Here is a 16412-nt window from a genome sequence, read left to right on the forward strand (position 1 = left end):
GGGAGCCAACCGATGAAATCCACCTCCATCCGCGCGATCATCGCATCGCTCGCCGTATCGGTCGCTTGCGCGCCGCTTCTCACCAGCCCGCTTGCCGCGCAGGATACCAACGCCGTGGTTGAACCCGACTTCGAAGCCGAGAACGATCCCTTCATCTGGCTGGAGGAAACCCGCAGCGACCGCGCGCTCAAATGGGTCGAGAACGAGAACGAAAAGACCGTCGCCGCGCTGCAGACCGATCCCCGGTTCGAGGTACTGAAGGCCGAAGCGCTGGCGATCTACGACGCCGAGGACCGCATCCCCAGCGTCTCTTTCAGGCATTATGGCCTGGTCAATTTCTGGCAGGACGCGAAAAATCCCAAGGGCATCCTGCGCCGTACCACGCTTGAAAGCTGGCGGACCGACAATCCGGAATGGGAGACCATCCTCGATGTCGACGCGCTTGCCGCAGCCGAGGGCAAGGAATGGGTCTATGGCGGGATGACCTGCCTGCCGCCCGACGGCACACGTTGCATGGTCTACCTGTCCGATGGCGGCAAGGATGCGAGCATTGCGCGCGAGTTCGACCTCGACACGCTCGACTTCGTGGATGGCGGTTTCGAACTGCCCGAAAGCCAAGGCAGCGCCAGCTGGGTCGATCAGGACACGCTGCTGGTCAGCCGCGATTTCGGCGACGGCACCGTCACCGACAGCTTCTACCCCTTCACCACCCGCGTGTGGAAGCGTGGCAGCGCGCTGGAAGATGCGCCGGAAATCTTCCGGGGCGAGAAAAGCGATGTCTCTGCCGGGGCCTACCTGCTGCGCGATGGCGAAGGCACGATCCACGGGCGCATGGCCTATCGCGGCGTATCCTTCCACGAGCGAGAATACTTCTACGAAATGGACGGCGAGTGGGTGAAGCTGGACCTGCCTGCCAAGGCCGGCCCCTATGGCATCATCGACGGCCAGATTCTGTTCTCGACCGATGTCGACTGGGAAACACAGGGGCAGACCTTCCCGGCGGACTCGCTGGTCTCCGCCGATCTGGAAGAATGGAAAGCCGATCCCAACGGCGCCAAGAAGACGCTGGTGTGGAAGCCCGCCGATCGCCAGACAAAGCGCGGCGCAAGCTCCACCAAAAGCAGCCTCTATGTCAGCATCCTCGACAATGTCCGGGGGCAGGTGCTGAAGTTCGATTACGTCGATGGCGCGTGGACCAGCCAGCGGATCGCCCTGCCGGAGAACGCGACCGTCGGCGTGGCAACGGCGTCGGATGAGACCGACCAGATCATGTTTACCTCGACCGATTTCCTGTCGCCGGGCACCTATTACTACGCCGAGAACGGCGTCGATCTGGAAGTGGTCAAAGAAAGCCCCGAGCGGTTCGCTGCTGCTGGCATGGAGATCGAACAGTTCGAGGCGACCAGCCCGGACGGCACCAAAATCCCCTACTTCCTCGTCAAGCCCAAGGGCATGGCGATGGATGGCAGCACGCCGGTGCTGATGGGCGGCTATGGCGGTTTCCAGGTGCCGCGCCTGCCATCCTATCTCGGCAGCACGGGCAAGATGTGGCTTGAGCGGGGCAATGCCTACGTCCTCGCCAATATTCGTGGCGGCGGCGAGTTCGGTCCGAACTGGCACCAGAGCGCCATTCGCGAGAACAAGCAGCGCACGTGGGACGATTTCATCGCCGTGGGCCGCGATCTGGTCGCACGCGGGATTACCAGCCCGGAGCATCTGGGCGTCGAAGGCGGATCGCAGGGCGGGCTGCTGGTCGGCACGGCATTCACGCAGGCACCCGACCTGTTCAACGCCGCGATCGTCCAGATCCCGCTGTTCGACATGCTGCGCTACCAGTATATCGGCCGCGGAGCCTCGTGGATCGGCGAATATGGCGACCCGCGCATTCCCGAACAGCGCGCCTGGATCGAAGGCTACTCCCCCTATCAGAAGCTGCTGGAGCAGAAGGACTACCCGCGGGTGTTCTTCGTCACCTCCACCGCCGACGACCGCACGCACCCAAGCCACGGGCGCAAGGCCGCCGCGCGGATGGCCGCGCAGGGCGACGATTACCTCTATTACGAGGATACCAAGGGCGGCCATTCGGGCGGCGTCGACAACGAACAGCGCGCCACCCTGCGCGCGATGCAGATCGTCTATCTGCTGCAGCAGCTGGCGGACGACTGATCGCCGCAAAATAGCAGGCCGCGCAATGCAGGCGCGGCCTGCCCCTACGGCATGGCGGTCCATCCCGCGCGGTGTTGCCAGAATGGCTGGAACCTGCCACTCCGCAGCCAATTTTCACGTTCTGGAACCCTAGCGGAGAGACACTCATGAGCATCTCGTTCAAAGACAAAGTCGCAATCGTCACCGGTGCAGGCGGGGGCCTCGGCCGCGCCTACGCGCTCGAACTCGGGCGGCGCGGCGCGAAGGTCGTGGTCAACGATCTGGGCGGTTCGCGCGACGGCACCGGTTCGTCCGACGCGGCGGCGCAGGTCGTCGAAGAGATCGAGAAGGCCGGCGGTGAAGCAATGGCCAACGCAGCCTCGGTCACCGAATACGAGCAGATGGAAAAGATGGTCGCCGACGCCAAGCAGAAGTGGGGCGGGGTCCATGTCCTGATCAACAATGCCGGCGTGCTGCGCGACAAGAGCTTCGCCAAGATGGAGCCCGCCGATTTCGAATTCGTGGTCGACGTGCACCTCAACGGATCGGCCAACGCGACCAAGGCCGTGTGGGAAACCATGCGCGAGCAGGCCTATGGCCGCATCCTGATGACCGCCAGCTCCACCGGACTGTTCGGCAATTTCGGCCAGGCCAACTACGGCGCAGCCAAGCTGGGCCTCGCCGGCCTGACCAAGACGCTCCAGATCGAAGGCGCGAAGTACAACATCAAGGTCAACACGCTGGCCCCCGTCGCGGGCACCCGGATGACCGAAGACCTCTTCCCGAAGGAAGCGTTCGAGCTGTTCGCCCCTGAGAACGTGGTCCCCGCAGCGCTCTATCTCGTCAGCGAAGATTCGCCGACCAATGCCATCGTCGGCGCGGGCGCGGGCGGCTTCCACTCGGCATGGGTGGTGATGAACGACGCGGTGTGGCTGCCCGAGGGTGAGCGTACGGTCGAAGGCTTTGCCGAAAACTGGGCCAAGATCAGCGAGCAGAGCAACCTCAAGGCCCCGCAGTCGGGTGCCGAGCAGTCGGGCGCGATCCTCGCCGCGATGCAGAAGGTCACCGGCACCGGTCCGGACAGCGCACGCAGCTAACAACCGGCGCAGATCCGGCTAGCGTCCGGTCGCCGCCGGGTTTTTCGGTAGCGCGGCGCGACAGGGCAGGATAATTCAGCCCCCGGGGGTCGGGGGAGCGGCCAGTACGGCTCGCTCCGCCCCTCGGGGGCTGACACTTTATGGAAACCATGGAATTTGCCGCGGCCGACGCACATGCGGAGGCTTCGGACGGCGGCTTTGCCCGCCTGAAATCGCGCGCGCGCAATGCCGGCTACGCGATCATCGCCTATATCGGCATTTCCGCTGTGATGCTGGTCTTCGAAGTGCTCGCGCTGACCGGCCAGGTCGATCTTTATGCCATGGTGCCGGAAACGCTCGCGGTCACCTATGGCTTCGCGGCGATCGCCTATCTGCTGATCTTCCTCGTCTCGGTCGTGCTGGTGAGCATGTGGATCTACCGCGCGCACGCCAATCTCAAGAAGCGCGGGATCGAGACCGAGTCCTCGCCCGGGATGGCGGTGGGCTGGTACTTCATCCCCTTCGCCAACCTGATCAAGCCGTTCCAGAACATGCGCGATCTGTGGAACGAGAGCCATCTGGAAAGCGACAGCTATGGCGAGCCTGCGCCGGGCCTCATCAACGCCTGGTGGGCCTGCTGGATCATCGGCAGCATCCTGTCCAATATCAGCGCGCGGATGGAAGGCTATGGCGATGGCAGCAATATGGTGGTCGCCAATGGCATGGGCGCCGTGTCGAGCGTGCTGCTAATCGCATGCGCGGTGATGCTGCACCGGATCATCCGCCAGATCACCCACGCGCAGGACACCGCGCTCCACGTCAGCCAAGTGTTCGACTAGCACCTGTCCACGCACCTACACCCGACCAGCGACACACTCGCTCCGTCAGACTGTATTGACACGATAACACACTGGCCATAGCCTCCCTTTCCGAACAGGCAGGGGAGGCTTGGCCGGTGTATTCCGAAGAAGACATCAATTCCGCCGTCGCGGCGGGCGCGCTTTCGGAGGATGCTGCGGCAGCCTTCCGCGCGCATATGAGCGAGGTGCGCGGCATTTCGCGGGGGGACGAGGAGAATTTCCGTCTCCTCAACTCCTTCAACGACATCTTCGTCGCGATCGGCATCGCGATCATGCTGTTCGCCGCGGGCGCGATCGGGCAGCAGATCGGCAAGCTGATCGTGCCGGTGCAGGCCTGGGACTGGTCGGTCGAGGCCTCCGAAGCCGCATGGGCCGCCTACCAGCAGCAGAGCAGCCTGAGCACCGCGGTATCGATCGCCATCGCCGCCGGACTGGTCGCGCTCACCGCGTGGCCGCTGGCCGAGTTCTTCACCCGCAGGCGGCGCATGGCGCTGCCCAGCATCATCCTGCTGCTGGCCTTCGTGGGCGGCGTGTTCGTCGGCACGACCGCGCTCGGCGTGGTGCTGGTGGGCACCGAACAGGGCGAGCCGCTGGCAGGCTATTTCGTGGCCGGAGCGGGCCTCATCGCCGCGCTCGCCGCTTGGTTGCACTGGCTGCGCTTCAAGGTGCCGATCACGATTGCAGCGGGCGCGGCGGCGCTCTCCGCGACGGCGATCGGGCTGGCGCTGTCGGCGCTCGCGCCGCTCGATATCGACAAGGGCGACGTTGCGCTGTGGCTCACCTTCGTGGCCGGGCTAGCGGTGTTCGCCTTCGCGATGCGGTGGGATCTTCAGGACCCGGCGCGCACCACCCGGCGCAGCGATGTCGCCTTCTGGCTCCACCTGCTCGCCGCGCCGATGATCGCACACCCGATCTTCGCCACTCTGGGCGTGGTCGGCGGATCGGATATCGGGATCGGCAAGGCGATCGCGGTGCTGGCGATCTACATCGTCTTCGGGATCGTCGCGCTGATCGTGGACCGTCGCGCGCTGCTGGTTTCGGCGCTGATCTACGTGCTGTTCGCGCTCGCCTTCCTGTTCGACCGCTTCGGCGCTGTGGAACTGACCGTGGCGCTGACCGCGCTGGTGATCGGCTCTGCCCTGCTGACGCTGTCCGCCTTCTGGGCCCCGATCCGGCGCGGCGTCCTTGGGATCATACCCGAAGACTGGCGCGAGGCGCTGCCCAGCAGCGAGCGGGTGCTGGTGGCGGCGTAGCGGCCTACCGTCGGACATCAGAAGAAGGCCCGTCATCCTCGTGGATGGCGGGCCTTTTCTACGCCTAGTCCTCGATCGCCTTGACCAGCCGCCGTTCGAGCGGGGCGAGGACGCCGGCCAGTTCATGCCCGCGCTTGAGGATCTGGCCGTGTTCGCCGAACAAGGTCCACATGCCCTGCTTGTTACGCAAGGAAGGGCGCTTTTCCACGCGCGCCTGCGGGCGTTCGGCAGCGCGGCGGAAGGCGGCGAAGCTGGCCGCATCGCGCCCGAAATCCATCGCGTAATCGCGCCATTCGCCCGCCGCGACCATCCGGCCGTACAGATCGAGGATGCGCATCAGCTCCTCGCGCGCAAAGCCCACCTGGCTCGGTTTCGCGCCGGGGAAAGCGAGTACGGTGCCGCCGGGACCGGCCGCCATCAGCTACCCGATCCGCTGCGCCGCATGGGGTCGCGCTCCGGCGCCCCGGGGGCGGCGCGATCCGCCTTCAGCGCCTCAAGCTCGGCACGCAGAGCGGCGAGTTCCGCCTCCATCGCGTCCGCACGCCGCTTGCCGACCGTCGACTGGTCTTCGCACGGTTCGTCGCACGGTGTGCCGTAGGGGATGAATTCGCGCAGCCATTCCTCGGCAGGCACAAGGGTCGATCGCGCCTTCATCCCGATCATCGTCGCGCCCTCTGGCACATCGTCGGTGACGACCGCATTGGCGCCGATCCGTGCGCGCTGGCCGACCGTGATCGGGCCGATCACCTGCGCGCCCGATCCGATGATCGCGTAATCGCTGATCGTCGGATGCCGCTTGCCTGGCTGCCCGTTGGTCGGGTTGGTCCCGCCCAGCGTCACGCATTGGTAGATCGTCACCCAGTCGCCGATCTCGGCGGTCTCGCCGATCACGGTAAAGCCATGGTCGATGAAGAAGTATTTCCCGATCGTCGCGCCCGGATGGATGTCGATCGCGGTCAGGAAGCGCGAGAAATGGTTTACCAGCCGGGCGAGGAAATAGAGCTTGGCTTCGAACAGCCAGTGCGCGACCCGGTGCAGCCCCAGCGCGAGCACGCCCGGATAGAGCAGCACTTCCCACCGCGACCGTGGCGCGGGGTCCCGCTTCTTAACGGAGTCGAGATAGTCGATCAGACCCACGAGCATCGTGCTTTCAACATTTCACCGTTCCCCGACTAAAGCAAGCGGCCCTGATCGGGACCATATAGGGTTTCGAGCGCATCGCGGCACAGGTTACGCGTCGGGCGGGCCTGTCGTTCCAAAGCGAGACGGTCCAGCACCGCAACGAACCTTTCTGCAGCGGCAAAGCTGCGGGTCATGCGCGGAACCACATAGGTCAGCGCGTCTTCACCCAGCATCAGCCCGCGGCGCGCCGCATGGCTGACGATCAGATCCCGCATCATGTCGTCGTCGGGCTGGCCGATTTCAAGCGCCAGAGCCGCGCCCAGCCGCGATCTGAGGTCTGGCAGTGCGATCTCCCACGGGGCCTTTTCGGGGATCAGCAGCAGCGCGGTGCCCTCTTCCTGCGCGCGGTTCCAGCGGTGGAACAGCGCGGTTTCCTCCATCGCGTCGGCCGGATCGATCGTCTCGCCCAGCCCGGCATGGGCGAACCAGCGGCCCAGCAGCGATTTGCCCGAGCGCGACTCGCCTCGCAAAATCGCGGTCCGGAACGGCCAGCGCTCCGGCTCGCGCAGTGCCTCGACCACCGCCAGATTGGCGGAGCCGATCACGATGCTGGCCGGGTCGCCCTCTTGCGCCGGAGGCAAGGGGAGCGCGAACTGGGAAGAGGGGCGCGACACCTAACGGCCCCGACTAGCGACTGATGTTGAGCGAATTGCCCGCGCGCTGCACGTTGTAGCCGCGCTGCGCCAGCGCGCCGACCAGCTCTTCGATCGTGCCCTCGTAGGTCACGCTCAGCACCGAGGTGCCGCCGATCGCGGCGCTGCCGATCGAGGCTCCGCGCACGCCCGGCGTCCCGCGCACGGTGTTCAGGCCCGCTTCGAAGCTTGCCGCATCGGGGGTCGGGAAATTGATGAACAGGTTGATGATGCTCGGCGCGTCGCCGCCCGCCGCCGCATCGGCCTGCGCGGCATTGGCATCGGCGACGTTCTCTTCCTCGGTCGCGGCGCGAGTGCGCGCGGCTTCCGCCTGGGCCAGGATCGCGCGGCTCTGTTCGATCAGGCGGGCAATGTCGCGGTCCATCATCCCGCTGCTGCGGCCCAGCGTCTTGTCCGGGCGAATCGTGCCATCGGCCAGCGCCTTGACGAACATCTCATCGAACCGCTCGACCGCACGGCTCAGCATCGCGGGCAATTCGCGCGGCGAGCTCGCGCGCAGGGAGAAGCTGCCGAGATATTCGTCGTCGGGGCCGTGGCGCGCCACGAAACGCCCTTCGACCGGACCGCCGGGATAGATATAATGCAGCTGCGCGATCGGCACGAGGACGTCGGCCGCGCCAAACTGGTCGAGAATGGTCGCCCACCAGTTGCGGCTGCGGCGACCGGTCTGGCCGTAGGTCAGCAACAGCGATTCGCCCGCCTGGCCTGCGGGCCGCACATAATCGACCCGGCTCGCGCCCGGCTGATACTCGGCCCAGGCGCGCTGCCACGGATTGGCCTGTTCGTACATCAGCTCGGTCCCCGCGCTGACCGTCACCGGCAGCAGCAGGATCGGCGCGGAGCGCTGCGTCTCGCCCGAACGCCCGAGATAGCCCGCCGCACGCTGGCGATCGAAGGTCACGCCCAGCGTGGCGACATAGCGCTTCGGCCCGGTTTCCTCGTGCTGGATCACGATCGCGGAGACGAGGCCCTGCAGCTGGCTATCGGAAATGTCGGGCCCGCCCAGCTTTTCCCACGCCTTGCGCTGCGCTTCCTGCCAGCCCTTCTGGCGCGCTTCCTCGGGATCGTCGGCGGTTATGTTGACCTCGATCCCGCCGACATTGATGTCGGTGCTGACCATCAGCGGCGCGATCCCGCGGTCGCCCTCGACCTGCGCGTTCGCCCACCCGCCATACAGCGCGGCACCCACGCCAGCGAGGGCGAGACAGACAAGGGCGATGCGCGCGAAAGGGGAAGCCGGAAGGGTCATCGGGGAAACTCGTGGGCCTTTTGCCCAAGTGGCGATGGATTTCCAAGCGCGAAAGCGTAAGACGGGGCCGCAATGACCGACCCAGAAAAAAGCTACACCTACGAAGGTGCCGGAGTATCGATCGCGGCAGGCAACGCGCTGGTCAAGGCGATCGGCCCGCTGGTACGCGCAACCGCGCGGCCCGGCGCCGATGCAGAACTCGGCGGATTCGGCGCGTTCTTCGATCCCAAGGCAGCCGGGTTCAAGGACCCCTTGCTGGTCGCCGCGAACGACGGCGTCGGCACCAAGCTGAAGCTGGCGATCGATCACGACCGGCATGATTCCGTCGGCATCGATCTGGTCGCAATGTGCGTCAACGACCTGATCGTGCAGGGCGCGGAGCCGCTGTTCTTCCTCGACTATTTCGCGACCGGCAAGCTGGAAAGCGGCGTTGCGGAGCGCGTGATCGCGGGCATCGCGGAGGGCTGTAAGCAGGCCGGCTGCGCACTGATCGGCGGCGAGACCGCCGAAATGCCCGGCATGTATGCACCCGGCGACTATGACCTTGCCGGCTTCTGCGTCGGCGCGGTCGAGCGTGGGGCACAGCTGACCGGCGAGAGAATCGCACCGGGCCATGTGCTGATCGGCCTCGCCAGTTCGGGTGTGCATTCGAACGGCTTCTCGCTGGTCCGGCGGCTGGCGGAGGACAAGGGCTGGAAGATGGACCGCCCTGCCCTGTTCGATCAGGACAGGCTGCTGGTCGATCACCTGATGGAGCCGACGCGGATCTATGTCGGCAGCCTGCTGCCGCTGATCCGCGACGGCCTGATCGACGGACTGGCACACATTACCGGCGGCGGCCTGCTGGAAAATATCCCGCGCGCGCTGCCCGACGGCATCCGGGCGAAGGTCCACGCGCAGCGCTGGCCGCAGCCGCGGCTGATGGCGTTCCTCCAGTCGCAGGGCAATATCGAGCCCGAGGAACTGGCGCGTACCTTCAATTGCGGCATCGGCATGGTGCTGATGGTGGCCGGGCAACACGCCGACGCGGTGACCGAGCGACTCGTCGAAGCGGGCGAAACCGTCTTCACCATCGGCGAGGTGGTCGCGGGCACGCGCGGCTGCGATGTCGACGGCACCGCCGGGCTATGGTCGGCGCAGAGCGACTGGGTCGCCCGGCACGATCACTAAGGCCGAGGGGCGCTAAACGTCATGAGCGCTAATCCCTCGCGCGCCAAGGTCGCGGTGCTGATCTCGGGCGAAGGCACCAACATGGCCGCGCTGCTCTATGCCAGCAGGCAGGGCGCACCGTTCGAGATCGTGCTGGTCGCCAGCAATGATCCCCACGCGGGCGGTCTGGCGCTGGCCGAGGCGGAGGGCATTGCCACCTTCGCCCTCTCCCACAAGGGCATGAAGCGCGCCGAGCACGATGCCACGATGGATGCAGCGATTCGCAAAAGCGGCGCGGAATATGTCGCGCTGGCCGGATATATGCGCGTGCTGGACGATGCCATCGTGGAGCGGTGGGAAGGCCGGATGCTCAACATCCACCCCTCGCTGCTGCCCAAGTACAAGGGGCTCGATCCCCATGCCCGCGCGCTGGAGGCTGGCGACGAGCTTGCGGGTGCATCGGTGCACCTCGTCACCACCGAACTGGATGGGGGCGAAGTGCTGGGCCAGGCGGAGGTCGCGGTGATCGGCGGCGACACGCCCGAAACGCTCGCCCACCGCGTGCGGATCGCAGAGCACCAGCTCTACCCGCGCGTGCTGGGCGACTATGTCTCACGCGCCTATGATCCGGACTGGCTACTGGGACGTGTGCGCAAGCTGGCGATGGAGCTGCCCGAAGCGGAGGCGGCAACCAGCCACGGCTCACCCGGGTTCAAGATCGCCGGCAAGAGCGGCAAGTTCTTCGCCCACTTCGCGGATCGCCACCACGGCGCGCACCAGATCGCGCTACTCGCCAAGACCAGCGGGCAGGACGAGCTCGCCGATCTGGTCGAGCGCGACCCCGAAGTGTTCTTCCGCCCCGCCTATTACCACGCCAGCGGCTGGGTCGGCATCGCGCTCAACCGCCCGGACTGCGACTGGGACCAGGTGCAGCACTGGCTGGAGCGCTCTTGGCGAAGCGTCGCACCCAAGCGACTGACCAAACTGATGGATGCGGCGGAGGAGTTTTGATGCATAGCCCACTAGAGCTCGCGCCCGATCACGTTGAGAAAATTGGTCTCATTTCTGTGCGATGGAGCGCGCTAGAGAACGGACTCGCAGAGTTGCTCGGTCGATTCCTAAGGGTCGATCATTCTGGAGAGGCTGCGTATTTTGCAATTAGCAACTTCAGCCAACGGCTCGGCATAATTTCCGCAGTGGCAGAATATTCGATCGAGAATGATCGTGATGCGGCAGTTATCGCCAGACTCCTCGAGAAGATCGAGGGCCTTTGGGGCCAGCGCAACAAGTATATTCACTCTCATTTCGTCCATCGCACAACCTATGCCGATGGAGTGCAGATCATGCTTTACAGTGATGGGGGCGAACCATTCCGACCGTCAAATTTGGATTCTGGAGACCTGCAAGTTGTAAAGTCCGAGTTTGGATACTTACGGACAAAGCGGAAAAGCCCGAGAGAGTTTGTTCCGATTAACTTGGGCGCACTCCAGAATCACGCGAACCAGGTGGCTCGGCGGGGTCGGCAGATTGAACTCGCTGTGAAGTGTCTAGATACGGAGGTAATCCGGCTGCGCAGCAACAGCCCTGCTCGGTATGGGAGAATCTCACCGCGAGCACCGTCGGAAGCAGCTCTCGCACACAGGTCAACGTCCGGTGCTTTCACGAGCAGAGTTAGGTTGGGCTGGCCAGAACGAGGATAGTCCAGCGAGGGCTAGCTCTAGGTGAAAGCCCTCGCCGAACTGACCATATCAGCCGACAATCTCGTCATCGCTGAAGAAGAACGCGATTTCGGTTGCGGCGTTTTCGTCGCTGTCCGAGCCGTGCACCGAGTTGGCTTCGATCGATTCGGCGAAGGCCTTGCGGATCGTGCCTTCTTCGGCGTCGGCCGGGTTGGTCGCGCCCATCACGTCGCGGTTGCGCTTCACGGCGTCTTCGCCTTCGAGCACCTGCACGACCACCGGGCCGCTGGTCATGAAGGCGACGAGTTCACCGTAGAAGGGGCGCTCTGCGTGGACTTCGTAGAACTTCTTCGCTTGGTCTTCGCTCATCTGGATGCGCTTGGAGGCGACGACGCGCAGGCCGGCTTCTTCCAGCATCTTGGTGACCGCGCCGGTCAGGTTGCGGCGGGTGGCGTCGGGCTTGATGATCGAAAAGGTGCGGGTAACCGCCATGGTCTTATTCCTTGCGAATTGTAGGGGGAGAATTTTGTCGCGCGCGCCCCTAGCAGCTTCCACGCCAACGGCAAGTCCGCGCGGGCTGCTGCGGACGTCAGGCGACCTTAACCCAGCGCCCGTCCTTCTGTTCGAAGAAGCTGCGTTCGAGGCCGTCGGTCGCGCTCACCTCGCGCCAGGCGGTGCGCGCGGCGTCGCGCTGTTCGTCGTCGAACAGCAGGAACACACGCTCGAAAGTTTCGCCTGCCAGCGCTTCGGCTCGCCAGTGGCCATCGGCGAGGATGCAGGCGGTTGCCGCGTTGGTGGACACGCACGCCTCGCCGATCAGGATCGGCTGGTCCGCATCATGCGCCCCGCCCGCCTGCCCATTGGCGAGGAAGGCCTCGGGCCGCGCCTCCCACAAGGTGCGCGAGACCGATTCGCGCTGCGCCGCATCGCCGCTGACCACCAGCGCGCGCCCGCCATCGGCCAGCACACGCTCGGCAATCATCGCGACCACGCGTTCCGCCGGATCGCGGGAGAGGAGCCAGAAATCGACCTTCACGAGCCCGCGCCAGCAGATTTGGCCGTGCGGCGGCACCGCTCCGAACAATATTTCACGGCGTCCCAGTCCCGCTCCCACTTCTTCCGCCAGGCGAAGGGCAACCCGCAGGCCGCGCAGATCTTGCTCGGCAGGTCGCCCTTCTTGCGCATCTTGGGCACGCGGGTTCTCGCCTAGCCCTCGATCACGTCGCGGACATACTGGTCGAGCAGGCGCACGCCGTAACCGGTCGCGCCCTTGCCGTAGGTTGCGCCCGGCTTGTTCGACCAGGCCATCCCGGCAATGTCGAGGTGCGCCCAGGGCATCCCGTCCTTGATGAACCGCTTGAGGAACTGCGCGGCGGTGATCGAGCCTGCTTCGCGCGGGCCGACGTTCTTCATGTCCGCGATCGGCGAATCGATCAGCTTGTCGTAAGCCGGGCCGATCGGCATCCGCCACACCTTGTCGCCGCTGGTCGCGCCTGCGGTGGACAGGTTGCCCGCCAGCGTATCGTCGTTGGAGAACAGGCCCGCCTGCTCGTTACCCAGCGCGATCAGCATCGCGCCGGTCAGCGTGGCGAGGTCGATCACCGCAGCGGGATCGAACTCGTTCTGCGCCCAGTGCAGCGCATCGCACAGCACCAGCCGCCCTTCGGCGTCGGTGTTGATGACTTCGACGGTCTGCCCGCTCATCGTCTTCACGACGTCGCCGGGGCGCTGCGCCTTGCCGTCGGGCATGTTCTCGACCAGCCCGCACACGCCCACGACGTTCGCCTTCGCCTTGCGCTTGGCCAGCGCGACCATGGTCCCTGCGACAGCACCTGCGCCGCCCATGTCCCACTTCATGTCTTCCATGCCCGCACCCGGCTTGATCGAAATGCCGCCGGAATCGAAGGTCACGCCCTTGCCGACCAGCAGCGTGGGCTTGGTGCCCGCATCGCCGCCGTTCCAGCGCATCGCGAGAATGCGCGAGGGGCGTTCGGAGCCCTGCCCGACGCCGAGCAGCGCACCCATGCCGAGCTTTTCCATCTGCGCATCGTCGAGCACGATGATCTCGATCCCCGTACCTTCGAGCGCCTTGCGGCAGCGTTCGACGAAGCTTTCGGGATAGAGGACGTTGGCGGGCAGGGTGACCAGTTCCTTGGTGAACTCGACGCCTTCGGCCAGCGCGCTCTCGCGGGCCCATGCCGCTTCGATACCGTCGGGCGCGCCGACGATGACCGCACTCTTTAGCGAAACCTTCTCCGCATCCTTCTGCGTGGTGCGATATTCGTCCCACCGCCACGCGCGCAGCCGCAGGCCCAGCAGCACTGCGGCGGCGTCTTCCGCGGAAAGGCCCGCGCCGGTCAGGTCGAGCGCGATCGTGCTTTCGCCCGAGGTCAGGAACTTCGCCGCCAGCGCGCCGCCCGCCTTTTCCAGATTGGCGCGGCGGTCCTTCGCCTTGGGATCGCCCGCACCCGCGAGCGCGACCCGCAGCACCTTGCCATCGCGTTCCACGAAACCGTCGACCACCTGACCTGCCGATCCCTTGAACCGCGACCGCTTGGCCCCTTCGGCCAGTGCGGGTTCAGTCCCGTCGGGCAGGCTGTCCTTGTTCGCGACCGAGGCGATCAGGACGGCATCGGAGGGAAGGCTGTCGGCGAAGGTGATTTGCATATGGTGGGGGTCCCTTGGATGATCTCGGCCGGCGGCGCGGGGAACTACCTCCCCCGTGTCGCGCGGGCCACTAAAGAGCCGCGCCTGCGCGCGCTGCCGCAAGTGCGATTGCGATTAGGCAGGCTCGGTGCAATAGGCAAGGCATGCGCCTGACCGATCGTTCCGCGTCGCCTGCCTTTGGTGGCCGCGCCTGCCTGCTAAGTGGTGCCGCATTGGCGGTGATGGCGACGATCGCGTGGCCCAGCCTCGCGCACGCCCAGGATGCGCCGCAAAGCGAGCCGCAGAGCGGCCAGCAGGCGGACGAGGAGGGCTCGGTCGAAGAGGCGGTGTCCGACTATATCGAAGGCGACCAGCCGCCCGGCACCCCGCGCGAGATCGGGTTCGAGGCGGATAGTCTGGAATATGATTCGCAGGCTGACACGGTGATCGCGCGCGGCAACGTGCTGCTGCGCGAGGGCGAGCGTTCGGTGCGCGCCGACGAGGTCCGGTGGGATCGCCCGGCGGGGCGGATCGATGCCAGCGGCGGCGTGCGTTACGTCGATGGCGACGGCAACCAGCTCTATGCCGAGCAGCTGGAACTGACCGACACCTTCGAGGCGGGCGCGCTGGAAGACCTGTTGCTGGTGCTGCGCGAAGGCGGACGGCTTGCAGCGGAACGCGGCGAGCGCGCGGGCGACGGGCGCATCGCGCTGACCAGAGCGGCCTATTCGGGCTGCCCGGTGGTGGGCGAGGATGGCTGCCCGAAGCGCCCGAGCTGGAAGATCACCGCAGAACGCGTCGTCTACAATCCCGACGCCAACACCGTGCGGTTCGAAAAGGGCTATTTCTCGCTGTTCGGCGCGCGCATCCTGCCACTGCCCACGCTGGAGCTGCGCACCGACGGCGGACCGCAATCGGGCTTCCTTGTCCCCAGCCTGCGCATCTCGCGTTCCAACGGGGTGGAGGTCAGCGGCAGCTATTACTGGCGGCTCGCTGAAAACCGCGATCTTGAACTGGCTGCGCACGTGTTCACCGATGCCGCTCCGATGGCGCGCGCGACCTATCGCGCGCTGTCGGACAAGGGCGCGTTCCAGGCGACCGGCTATGCCACGGTCAGCCGGCGAATCGACCTCAACACCGGCCTGTCCCAGACCGACGAGGATTTTCGCGGCTACTTCGCCGCCAACGGACGCTACCAGTTCGACGAGAACTGGAGCTTCACTGGCTCCGTCCGCCGCGCGAGCGACCGCACCTTCCTGCGCCGCTACGACATCAGCCGCGACGACCGGCTGCGCACCGTGGGCGAGCTGGAGCGGATCGATGCCAACAGCTATTTCGTGGTCGCGGGCTTCGCCACGCAGACCCTGCGCCTCAACCAGCCGCAGGGCGAGGTGCCGGTCGCGCTGCCGCTGATCGATTACCGCCGCCGGATTTCGGAGCCGCTGCTGGGCGGCACGGTGACGCTGCGCGGCAATACGCTGGGCATCTTGCGCGAGGACGGGCAGGATACCCAGCGCGGCTTCGCCTCCGCGCAGTGGAACCTGCGCCGGGTGACCGGCCTCGGCCAGGTGGTCGAACTGACCGCGCTGGCGCGCGGCGACATCTACAACACCAACAATTCGGCGGCGACCACGGTTGCCAGCTATCGCGGGCGCGAAGGGTGGCAGGGCCGCGCGATCGGGCTCGCCGCGATCGACGTGTCGTGGCCGCTGGTGGGCCCGATTTTCGGCGGCACCCAGGTGCTGACTCCGCGGATTCAGGTGGTCGGCACCCCGCCCATCCGCAACGCCGCGATCCCCAACGAGGATTCGCGCTCGATCGATCTGGAAGACGTGAACCTGTTCTCGCTCAACCGCTTCCCGGGGGACGACCGGTTCGAAGACGGCGCGCGGGTGACCTACGGGGTCGACTGGCAATTCACCAAGCCGGACTGGCAGGTGACCGCCAATTTCGGCCAGTCCTACCGGCTCGACGACAAGCCGATCATCTTCCCCGACGGGACCGGCCTGTCGGACAGGTTCTCCGACTTCGTCGGCCGGGCGCGCGTGCGCTACAAGGATTTCGTCTCCTTCACCTACCGCTTCCGGCTGGACAAGGACGACTTCACCCCGCGCCGGACCGAGGTGGATGCGACCATCGGATCGCGGCGAACCTATGCCGAGATCGGCTATCTCAGGCTCGACCGGAACATCCCCAATATCAACGAGGATCTGGGCGATCGCGAAGAGCTGCGCGCAGCGGGCCGCGTGGCCTTCGCCCGCTACTGGTCGCTGTTCGGTTCGGCGGTGGTCAACATGACCAACCGCGACGAAGACCCGACTCTGCAGGCCGACGGGTTCGACCCGATCCGCACCCGGATCGGGATCGCATACCAGGACGACTGCATCGATCTGGGGCTCACCTGGCGGCGCGATTACGCCACCCAAGGTGACGCACTGCGCGGCAATACGTTCGAGCTCACCTTCCGCCTGCTCAACCTCGGCTTCGGCGGATGAGCGCCACGATTGGCACAGCCGCGCG

General features: G+C 65.9%; 15 protein-coding genes. 7 read left to right on the plus strand and 8 right to left on the minus strand.

The annotated features are described in order from the left end of the window. The first annotated feature begins 12 nt into the window (after positions 1 to 12). The 4 genes from VO57_016070 (at position 13) to VO57_016085 (ending at position 5334) form a co-directional block, all read left to right on the plus strand. Positions 13 to 2166 (plus strand): prolyl oligopeptidase family serine peptidase, encoded by a 2154-nt coding sequence (locus tag VO57_016070; GenBank protein XBL69629.1) that lies wholly within the window; start codon positions 13 to 15, stop codon positions 2164 to 2166. A gap of 146 nt (positions 2167 to 2312) precedes the next feature. After that, complete coding sequence (locus tag VO57_016075) at positions 2313 to 3242, plus strand: SDR family NAD(P)-dependent oxidoreductase (GenBank protein XBL69630.1); 930 nt, start codon at positions 2313 to 2315, stop codon at positions 3240 to 3242. 149 nt (positions 3243 to 3391) lie between these two features. Beyond that, a complete protein-coding gene (locus VO57_016080) occupies positions 3392 to 4060 on the plus strand; it encodes a DUF4328 domain-containing protein (protein XBL69631.1) in 669 nt (222 codons plus the stop codon). A 116-nt stretch (positions 4061 to 4176) separates the two neighbouring features. Then, positions 4177 to 5334, plus strand: a complete 1158-nt coding sequence (locus VO57_016085; GenBank protein XBL69632.1) for a hypothetical protein — start codon at positions 4177 to 4179, stop codon at positions 5332 to 5334. A 64-nt stretch (positions 5335 to 5398) separates the two neighbouring features. Here VO57_016085 and VO57_016090 read toward each other — a convergent pair whose 3' ends face one another. Genes VO57_016090 through VO57_016105 form a run of 4 tightly spaced genes read right to left on the minus strand, consistent with a single transcriptional unit; the run spans position 5399 to position 8418 of the window. Beyond that, the gene (locus VO57_016090; protein ID XBL69633.1) at positions 5399 to 5752 is read right to left on the minus strand and encodes a DUF2794 domain-containing protein; all 354 of its coding nucleotides are present in this window, start codon (positions 5750 to 5752) and stop codon (positions 5399 to 5401) included. Further along, a complete protein-coding gene (gene epsC / locus VO57_016095) occupies positions 5752 to 6477 on the minus strand; it encodes a serine O-acetyltransferase EpsC (GenBank protein ID XBL69634.1) in 726 nt (241 codons plus the stop codon). Before epsC ends, VO57_016090 begins: the two co-directional genes overlap by 1 nt. Before the next feature lie 29 nt (positions 6478 to 6506). Beyond that, positions 6507 to 7097, minus strand: a complete 591-nt coding sequence (locus VO57_016100) for a DnaA/Hda family protein (protein ID XBL69635.1) — start codon at positions 7095 to 7097, stop codon at positions 6507 to 6509. 46 nt (positions 7098 to 7143) lie between these two features. Next, positions 7144 to 8418 (minus strand): heavy-metal-associated domain-containing protein, encoded by a 1275-nt coding sequence (locus VO57_016105; GenBank protein ID XBL69636.1) that lies wholly within the window; start codon positions 8416 to 8418, stop codon positions 7144 to 7146. A gap of 72 nt (positions 8419 to 8490) precedes the next feature. Between VO57_016105 and purM the strand changes: the two genes are divergently transcribed. Next, a complete protein-coding gene (gene purM, locus VO57_016110; GenBank protein XBL69637.1) occupies positions 8491 to 9588 on the plus strand; it encodes a phosphoribosylformylglycinamidine cyclo-ligase in 1098 nt (365 codons plus the stop codon). 21 nt (positions 9589 to 9609) lie between these two features. Next, positions 9610 to 10578, plus strand: a complete 969-nt coding sequence (purN, locus tag VO57_016115; GenBank protein ID XBL69638.1) for a phosphoribosylglycinamide formyltransferase — start codon at positions 9610 to 9612, stop codon at positions 10576 to 10578. Between the two features lie 737 nt (positions 10579 to 11315). Here the strand turns inward: purN and ndk are convergent. The 4 genes from ndk to VO57_016135 form a co-directional block, all read right to left on the minus strand. Next, on the minus strand, positions 11316 to 11738 hold the full coding sequence (gene ndk / locus VO57_016120; protein XBL69639.1) for a nucleoside-diphosphate kinase: 423 nt from the start codon (positions 11736 to 11738) through the stop codon (positions 11316 to 11318). A 97-nt stretch (positions 11739 to 11835) separates the two neighbouring features. Beyond that, positions 11836 to 12282, minus strand: a complete 447-nt coding sequence (locus tag VO57_016125) for a DNA polymerase III subunit chi (protein XBL69640.1) — start codon at positions 12280 to 12282, stop codon at positions 11836 to 11838. Then, on the minus strand, positions 12279 to 12431 hold the full coding sequence (locus VO57_016130) for a DUF2256 domain-containing protein (GenBank protein ID XBL71360.1): 153 nt from the start codon (positions 12429 to 12431) through the stop codon (positions 12279 to 12281). Before VO57_016130 ends, VO57_016125 begins: the two co-directional genes overlap by 4 nt. Positions 12432 to 12452: 21 nt before the next feature. Further along, positions 12453 to 13913 carry a leucyl aminopeptidase gene (locus VO57_016135; protein XBL69641.1) on the minus strand — a complete coding sequence of 487 codons (1461 nt, stop codon included), beginning with the start codon at positions 13911 to 13913 and terminating at the stop codon, positions 12453 to 12455. A 143-nt stretch (positions 13914 to 14056) separates the two neighbouring features. On the opposite strand from VO57_016135, the gene lptD reads away from it, so the two are divergent. Then, on the plus strand, positions 14057 to 16387 hold the full coding sequence (lptD, locus tag VO57_016140) for an LPS assembly protein LptD (GenBank protein XBL69642.1): 2331 nt from the start codon (positions 14057 to 14059) through the stop codon (positions 16385 to 16387). Positions 16388 to 16412: the final 25 nt, after the last annotated feature.

Source organism: Citromicrobium bathyomarinum (genome assembly GCA_001306305.2).
Lineage (GTDB): Bacteria > Pseudomonadota > Alphaproteobacteria > Sphingomonadales > Sphingomonadaceae > Alteriqipengyuania > Alteriqipengyuania bathyomarina.